We start from the raw sequence: 7,690 nt of genomic DNA, 5'->3' as shown, positions 1-7,690 counted from the left end.
ACCGCACTTAGGGCAATACGGCCGTCCCGCGCGAGCAAATAGCAGACGAAGATAATCATAAATTTCAGTAACTGTCCCAACAGTAGACCGCGGATTGCGGCTGGTGGTCTTTTGATCAATGGATATGGCCGGCGATAACCCTTCGATATAGTCAACATCCGGCTTGTCCATCTGGCCTAAAAACTGCCGGGCGTAAGCCGACAGCGACTCTACATAGCGTCTTTGCCCTTCGGCATAGATGGTATCAAAGGCCAGCGATGATTTGCCTGAACCGCTCAGTCCGGTAATAACTACCAGTTGGTTACGCGGAATCGTTATATCAATATTTTTTAAATTGTGTTGTCTGGCACCTTTAATAAATATCTGCTCTGTCATTGTAAGGTTCCCTTTCCATAGGATACTTTATATCAATGGATATTAATTATTCTTATATATTATATCAGTATTTTGCTGATAATGGTAGCCTCGTCATCCCGGAGTGACTATTTCTTCTTTCCTCTCCCCGATTTACCTGTGCCTTTTCCAGTAGTTTTTCCTTGCTGCGCTGCGGCTTTTTGCCGAAGTTCAATAATCATATCTCTCAGTTCAGCCGCCCGCTCAAATTCGAGTTGTTTGGATGCCTGCCGCATTTCTTTCTCTAAATGATTGGCCAACTCCAGCATATCCTCAGGCTTCATATTGCCGATACGATCGGCTGTATACGCAGCCGGCTCTTCGGCAACCTTGGTCGTTTCGATAAGTTCTTTTACCCGTTTTTCCACCGTTTTCGGCGTAATACCATGCTTAGTATTGTACGCGATCTGAATTTCGCGGCGGCGTTCGGTTTCGCTGATTGCCCGTCGCATGGACTCCGTAATGGTATCAGCATACATAATGACTTTGCCATGAACATTCCGGGCGGCACGGCCAATGGTCTGAATCAGTGATGTCTCGGAACGCAGGAAGCCTTCTTTATCCGCATCCAGGATGGCAACCAGTGATACTTCCGGCATATCCAGGCCTTCTCTGAGCAAGTTTATCCCGACGAGAACATCATGTACCCCGGCCCGCAGATCCCGGATAATCTCTGCCCGCTCGATGGTCGCAATATCAGAATGGAGATAGGTTACTTTAATTCCCATGTTTTTTAAATATTCGGTTAGGTTTTCCGCCATTTTTTTGGTCAAAGTAGTAACCAGCACCCGCTCATTGGCAGCGATCCGCAACTTAATTTCGGCTAATAAATCATCCATCTGACCTTTAATCGGCCGTACTTCAATTTCCGGATCAATGAGTCCGGTAGGACGAATAATTTGCTGAACTACCTGGCTGGCTTCTTTTAGCTCATACGGAGCCGGTGTGGCCGAAACATAAACAATCTGATTAATTCGCTCAACAAACTCATCAAATGTCAGCGGCCGGTTATCAAACGCCGATGGTAAGCGAAAGCCGTTTTCAACCAACGATTCTTTACGCGAACGGTCACCGGCGTACATAGCTCTGATCTGCGGCAGCGTAACATGCGATTCATCAATAACGATCAGAAAATCCTCCGGAAAATAATCTACCAGAGTATAAGGAGTTTCTCCTGGCTGCCGCTGAGTTATGTGTCGCGAGTAATTTTCAATACCTGAACAGTATCCCATCTCAAGCATCATTTCCAGATCATATCGCGTCCGCTGCTCTAATCGCTGGGCTTCCAACAATTTACCATTGGCACGCAGTTCGGCCAGCCGTTCCTCTAATTCTGCTTCAATATCCCGCACAGCCCGCAGCATATTTTCCTTGGAGGTAACATAGTGGGAAGCCGGATAAATAGCAATATGTTTCCGTTCAGCAAGAATTTCACCAGTAACCGTATCAATTTCTAAAATACGTTCTATTTCATCACCAAACAACTCCACCCGCAGGGCTTTTTCCCCATAGGCGGCCGGAAAGATTTCCACAATATCTCCGCGTACCCGGAAAGTACCCCGGGTGAAGTTGTAGTCGTTGCGTTCATACTGAATATCGACAAGCTTGCGCAGTATTTCGTCCCGATCTTTGATTTGCCCCTGCCTCAGTGACAGCACCAGTCCTCGGTATTCATCCGGTGAACCTAAACCATAAATGCACGAAACACTGGCCACAATAATAACATCCCGCCGTTCAAACAACGAGCTGGTAGCCGAGTGGCGCAATTTATCAATTTCATCATTGATGGAAGCATCTTTTTCAATATAAGTATCGGTCTGAGCAATGTAGGCTTCCGGCTGATAATAATCATAATAGCTCACAAAGTATTCAACCGCATTATGCGGAAAAAATTCCTTAAACTCACTGGCTAGCTGTGCAGCCAAGGTTTTGTTATGAGCGATAACCAGGGTTGGCTTTTGTACAGCCTCAATGACTTTGGCTATCGTAAAGGTCTTACCGGTACCGGTTGCTCCCAAAAGCACCTGCGCTCTATGCCCTTTCTTAATGCCGTCAGCCAATTGCTCAATGGCTACCGGCTGATCACCTGTCGGTTCAAAGGGAGCTTCTACTTTAAACGGGATACTGCCCTCATAGTGAACAGTATTGAGTTTAGGTACGGTTGCCATCATGATCACCTGTCTTAGTTAATAAAATATAACTTTATAATCTTTTAATTTTATCGCGAATCCAATCAATAAGTCCATAGCTTTCCTTGCTCATCACGGCATAAAATTGTTCATCGCCTTCGGGAACTAGAATGACTCCCAAACGGCGTTCACCACGCTTAAAACGAATTTCTTTGAGCACAGCTTTCCCCTCACGTTCAAAAATAATCGGGAATTGCTCTGGAGCATAAGCAAGAGCTAGTCCTAAATCATAGCGGCTGTTGATAGTAATACCCGCAACCCGGGTAATGATATCACCGGGCTTAAGGACTTGGGCCGCTGGTGTGTCAACCACCGTATCTAGCGCCATAACACCATAAGAGGGTGGCACAAAGCGAGGCGGAGCACTGAGTTCACGCCGATTGTCACGCTGAATGAGATACTCATGTCCTAGCGGTGACAACACAGCAGCAATCATCTGCAGCCATGAATATGTAGCCGATAATAATGCAATACCTAATAGTACCATACTATAGATAGCCAAATGCAATGCCGATTGCCGTCGCCGTTGTTGGGGCAGGCTGGCAATAGCCATATCGGCATAGCCTAAGGCAGCTACCACTGGTACCATGACATATACCCAAGTGGAACCAGGCGGAGCTTCCTGCATTACTGGTAGCAGCGGCCACCATTCTGGCATATTGAGAATACCGCCAGCGGTGGTCGTTGAAGGCACAGCTACTGCCCCAAGAATGACAAGCGGTAATGGCCAAAAGTTTTGCAGACTGAAAGCCCCCACCAATCGCCCATCTTCGTTTTTTAGGATCATCGGCAGGGAACTATACCCACCACTAATCGCAATCAACAGGCTTTCGGTGATATGCAGCACAGCTACCAGAGAAAGTACTTGCGGCACATTGACCTCAGGCCAGCCACACAATACATGGGACAAAGCCACCAAACCGCCCGCGTACGCAAAACACAGAAACCGCATATTTATGAGCATCAATACCAGCGCTACTGGCCAAATGTAGGCAAGGCCCAGTTGATTGATTGTGACACCGACAAATGTCAACAGCCAACTGGCGGTCATGCCGCCCAGTAGACCATACGCACCAGCCAGCAAGATCTGCTGGGTTAAGGAATAATTGTATACGCCAAACATTTGTCGCTGACGTTTTTGCATTTGCCAATATTGATAGCCAACCAAGGCCAGAATCAGCCAAAAGTTTAAATTAAATACGATTCCTAAAGCGCCGCGAATAATGAGTAGCGTAATATCAGACCATGGAAACAAACTGTCTCACCTCAATGAACAATAAGGTTGGTTTATAGCTATAAACCAACCTTACTGCTTATAATTTGCTTTTCAAAACCTCAAGCGCTTTTTCAAGCTGTACATCTTTGTCTCTCGCCTCAGGCAATTCAATCGGTATGTCAGGCTCAATACCTACGCCATTAATGGAACGATCTTTGGGCGTCAGGTATTTGGCAATAGTCAGTTTAATGGCCGATGCTTCGTCAAGACGAATCACGGTCTGAACAGAACCTTTGCCATAGGTTTTAGTACCAATAAGCGTACCGACACCCGTATCCTGGATAGCTCCGGCTACGATTTCGGAAGCACTGGCACTGCCACCATTAATCAGGACGGCTACCGGATATTTCGGTGCTTTCAGGTTAGAAGAATGTGTTTCTCGTTGTCCGTCCCGGGTAACAACCGAGACTACCGGCCCCTTAGGGACAAATTGGCTGGCCACTTTGACACTTTCGTTTAACAGGCCGCCGGGATTGTCCCGCAAATCTAACACAATGGCCTTCATCCCTTGTTTTTCAAGTTCTTGCAGCTTGTGAATAAAATCATCCCCGGTATGTTCGTTAAACATCGAGATACGAATATAACCGATATGATTATCTAGCATTTTTCCGGTAACAGTCTTAATCTGGATGTTAGACCGAGTGAGGGTATAGTCTTTGATCTCCTCACCACGTTTAATGGTTAACACAACCTTGCTGCCTTCAGGACCGCGAATTTTATTGACAGCTTCATCCAGCGCCAACTCTTTGGTATCCTGCCCATCGATTTTGATAATTTGGTCACCGCTCTTAATACCGGCTTTTTCGCCAGGAGTGCCTTCGATGGGGGCTACCACCGTGAGCGTTTTATCTTTGGTTCCAATAACAATACCAACACCACCAAAGGAACCTTCGGTTTCAATCATAAAATCTTTAAACATTTTTGCGTCCATATATACGGAATGGGGATCATTCAGGGAATTAACCATCCCCTTGATTGACCCGGCCATCAAGGTGTCAATGGACACATCCTCAACATAGCGTGACTTTACGACTTGCAACGCTCTCAGTAATCTGAGTGTACTTACCACATCAGATGACCAGGCATTCATTAAATATAAAAACCCGGCCGATGTAGCTAAAAATGTCACCAAAACTAAAAGTATTGCGCCAAAAACTATCTTACGGCGGCTCAATCTACACACCTCGCACGAGTCGCGGGTTGGAAGGTTACAGGGACTTGCCTATTGCAACACCCAGCAGCCGCCTGCCTCCGGACTACACCTTTTTTTCTTTTCATACTTTTAACTATATGTCAAAACGGCTGTAAATATTCTCGGCAAACAGGATTGTTACTAAGCAAATAGGTACAAGTTGCTATACAATTTTTCCTGCTTGCCACTACCATCCAATAAGCTAATGCTGCAATCATGCTTACGAGAAGCCAATCTCCACTTATGGCAAATATCCCATCGGACTGACAGGTGTACCATTTTCCCGCACTTCAAAATGCAGATGCGGACCAGTCGAATAACCAGTCGTACCACAACGGGAAATGACTTGACCTTTATACACCCGGTAACCTTCTTCCACCAGCAGCTCAGAATTATGCGCATACAGGGTTGATATGCCACCGCCATGGTCAATGATAACGGCTTTGCCATAACCACCCATCCAGCCACTAAAAATAACCGTACCACTGTCAGCTGCGGCAATGGGGTCACCATAATCGGCCCCAATATCAATACCGCTGTGGAAGCGCTGGGTACCAAAAATCGGGTGAGTCCGCCAGCCAAATGGTGAAGTAATCGGACCAGCGGCTGGCCACATCATGGCACCAGTACCTTCAGGAGCACCGCCTGACTGACTGCGCCGAATCATTTCTTCAATCCGGCGGGAAGTCTCCATAAGTTCCTGATAGGCCCGCTCTGCTGTATCACGTTCAGATACGGCCTCTTCGAGAACTTTTTCTCGGTCATTTTTTTTGGCTTCAATAATCGCTTTTTTGGCGGCAGCTTCTGCTTTAAGTTCGATAATAGCGGCTTTATCCCGCTCCAGCTCAGCGCGTTTCTGCATAACCAATTCGCGCTCAGCCTTTACCTGGGCAACCAGCATCATATCCTGATTAAGCACCCGTTTTAATAACTCAGCCCGGGTGGTAAAGTCGACAAAATCAGTGGCGCCAAACAGCACATCTAAATAATTGACTTGTCCATTTTTATAGATGTCACGCATGCGCTTATTAAGGATTTGGCTGCGCTCAGCCAAATTTTTTTCCACTTTGGCCAATAATTCCGTGTTCAGGGCTATTTGCTGCTCAGTGGCTTCCAACTTGTTGAGAATAGCATTATACTCGGCGACTGCAGCATCTAAGTCGCCCTGAATAAGCCGCAGTTGCTCTGATACGCTGTCAACCTGTTGCTGCGCCTTAGCCATCTTATTTTGCTGCGCCCGCATCTGCTGTTGAATATGCTGAAGTTCACGCTGTTTTTGGTCAATCTCATCCGCTAGCGCGGTTCCTACCACACTAATACCCAACAGAAAAGCCAGCCCAGTAAATAATATCCTTCTTGTCAAAAACTCTCCCTCCTCAAGCCTACACATTCATAAAGCGGCGCAAGGAAATTGAACTGCCTAATGCACCAATTGCGGTACCAATAATCAACAGGAAAATACTAATATGAGTTAAAAATGGATTTTGTGGAATCAATGGTAAAAATGCCAATGACTCATAAACTTTTTCTGTCAGTGAACGATAGGTCTGACCAAGAATTACAACGGCAAATAACGCACCACTAAATCCTAAAATCATACCTTCAATCATAAACGGCAACCGGATAAACCAATCAGTAGCACCAATATACTTCATAATTCCGATCTCCCGGCGACGGGCGAAAACGGTAATCCGGATGGTGTTAGAAATAATAAACAAAGCGGCTAATGCCAAGAAAACAATGAGAATCAAACCAAAAATCCGAATCATTTTCGTGAGCGAGAACAATTGTTCAACAATTTCCTGTCCATATTTAGCGGTTTCAACCCCTTTTAGCTTTCCAATCGCCTGGGCTACTGGTTTAACATATTCAGGCTTGTCCACTTTAACCTCAAACGCATTAGGTAACGGATTGGTATCTCCTAATGCCGAAAGCAGGCCTTGCTGTTCTCCTAACCGCTGTCTGAAGCGTTCCATGGCTTCTTCTTTATCCACAAACATAACCTGAGTAACACCCTCTAGCCGTGTAATCCGGGTGCCAATTTCCCGCATTTCTAAATCAGACAGGTTGTCTTCCATATAGACGGTAATTTGTACTTGATTTTCCAGGGTGGAAGCCATATGATTGAGATTCAAAACCATAATTAAAAACATACCCAATATCAGAAGCGATAGCGCAACAGTGCTTACAGAAGCAATGCTCATGAGCCCATTGCGGCGAATCGAAATAAATGCCTCGCGCACAAAATATTCGAACGTTCTAATTTTCATATCCGTATACCCCTCTCACTTGGTCACGGACAATACGGCCTTTCTCGATGGCAATCACCCGTTTGCGCATGGTATCCACGACTGTCTTGTCATGAGTAGCCATAACAATGGTAGTACCAGCTTTGTTGATGGTATCAAACACCTTCATAATTTCCCACGAAGTTTCCGGGTCCAAATTTCCTGTCGGTTCATCGGCAATAACAATTGCCGGATTATTGACAATGGCACGAGCAATGGCCACCCGTTGTTGTTCACCGCCAGACAGTTCTGACGGATAGGTCCGCAATTTGTGTCTAAGCCCCACTAAATCCAGGACATTCTGTACCCGTTTTTGCATTTCACGACGGGGAGCTTCAATGACCTGCATGGC

Annotated in this window: 6 protein-coding genes and 1 pseudogene; all 7 read right to left on the bottom strand. The window is 46.0% G+C overall.

Going from position 1 to position 7,690, the window contains the following annotated elements:
• Positions 1 to 375 (bottom strand): annotated as a pseudogene (locus AC29Z1_RS10550) (excinuclease ABC subunit UvrA); the annotation flags it as partial.
• Between the two features lie 107 nt (positions 376 to 482).
• A complete protein-coding gene (gene uvrB, locus AC29Z1_RS10545) occupies positions 483 to 2,561 on the bottom strand; it encodes an excinuclease ABC subunit UvrB (RefSeq protein WP_488271424.1) in 2,079 nt (692 codons plus the stop codon).
• 34 nt (positions 2,562 to 2,595) lie between these two features.
• Positions 2,596 to 3,837, bottom strand: a complete 1,242-nt coding sequence (locus AC29Z1_RS10540) for a PDZ domain-containing protein (protein WP_488271423.1) — start codon at positions 3,835 to 3,837, stop codon at positions 2,596 to 2,598.
• Between the two features lie 58 nt (positions 3,838 to 3,895).
• Positions 3,896 to 5,032, bottom strand: a complete 1,137-nt coding sequence (locus AC29Z1_RS10535; protein WP_488271422.1) for a S41 family peptidase — start codon at positions 5,030 to 5,032, stop codon at positions 3,896 to 3,898.
• A 259-nt stretch (positions 5,033 to 5,291) separates the two neighbouring features.
• Positions 5,292 to 6,413 (bottom strand): murein hydrolase activator EnvC family protein, encoded by a 1,122-nt coding sequence (locus AC29Z1_RS10530; protein ID WP_488271421.1) that lies wholly within the window; start codon positions 6,411 to 6,413, stop codon positions 5,292 to 5,294.
• Between the two features lie 19 nt (positions 6,414 to 6,432).
• Positions 6,433 to 7,320: a permease-like cell division protein FtsX gene (gene ftsX, locus AC29Z1_RS10525; RefSeq protein WP_488271420.1), complete on the bottom strand. Its 888-nt coding sequence runs from the start codon at positions 7,318 to 7,320 to the stop codon at positions 6,433 to 6,435.
• The coding region (locus tag AC29Z1_RS10520; RefSeq protein WP_488271419.1) for a cell division ATP-binding protein FtsE at positions 7,310 to 7,690 on the bottom strand (381 nt) is incomplete at its 5' end. The genes AC29Z1_RS10520 and ftsX, both read right to left, overlap by 11 nt.

The organism is Sporomusa sp. (assembly GCF_057736855.1).
Note: the sequence above shows the minus strand (reverse complement) of the source record. Positions and strands in the feature narration are given on the sequence as shown.

Coding starts and splice junctions, on each gene's coding strand:
- uvrB (WP_488271424.1), bottom strand. CDS start 2,561: ATGGCAACCGTACCTAAACTCAATACTGTTCACTATGAGGGCAGTATC.
- ftsX (WP_488271420.1), bottom strand. CDS start 7,320: ATGAAAATTAGAACGTTCGAATATTTTGTGCGCGAGGCATTTATTTCG.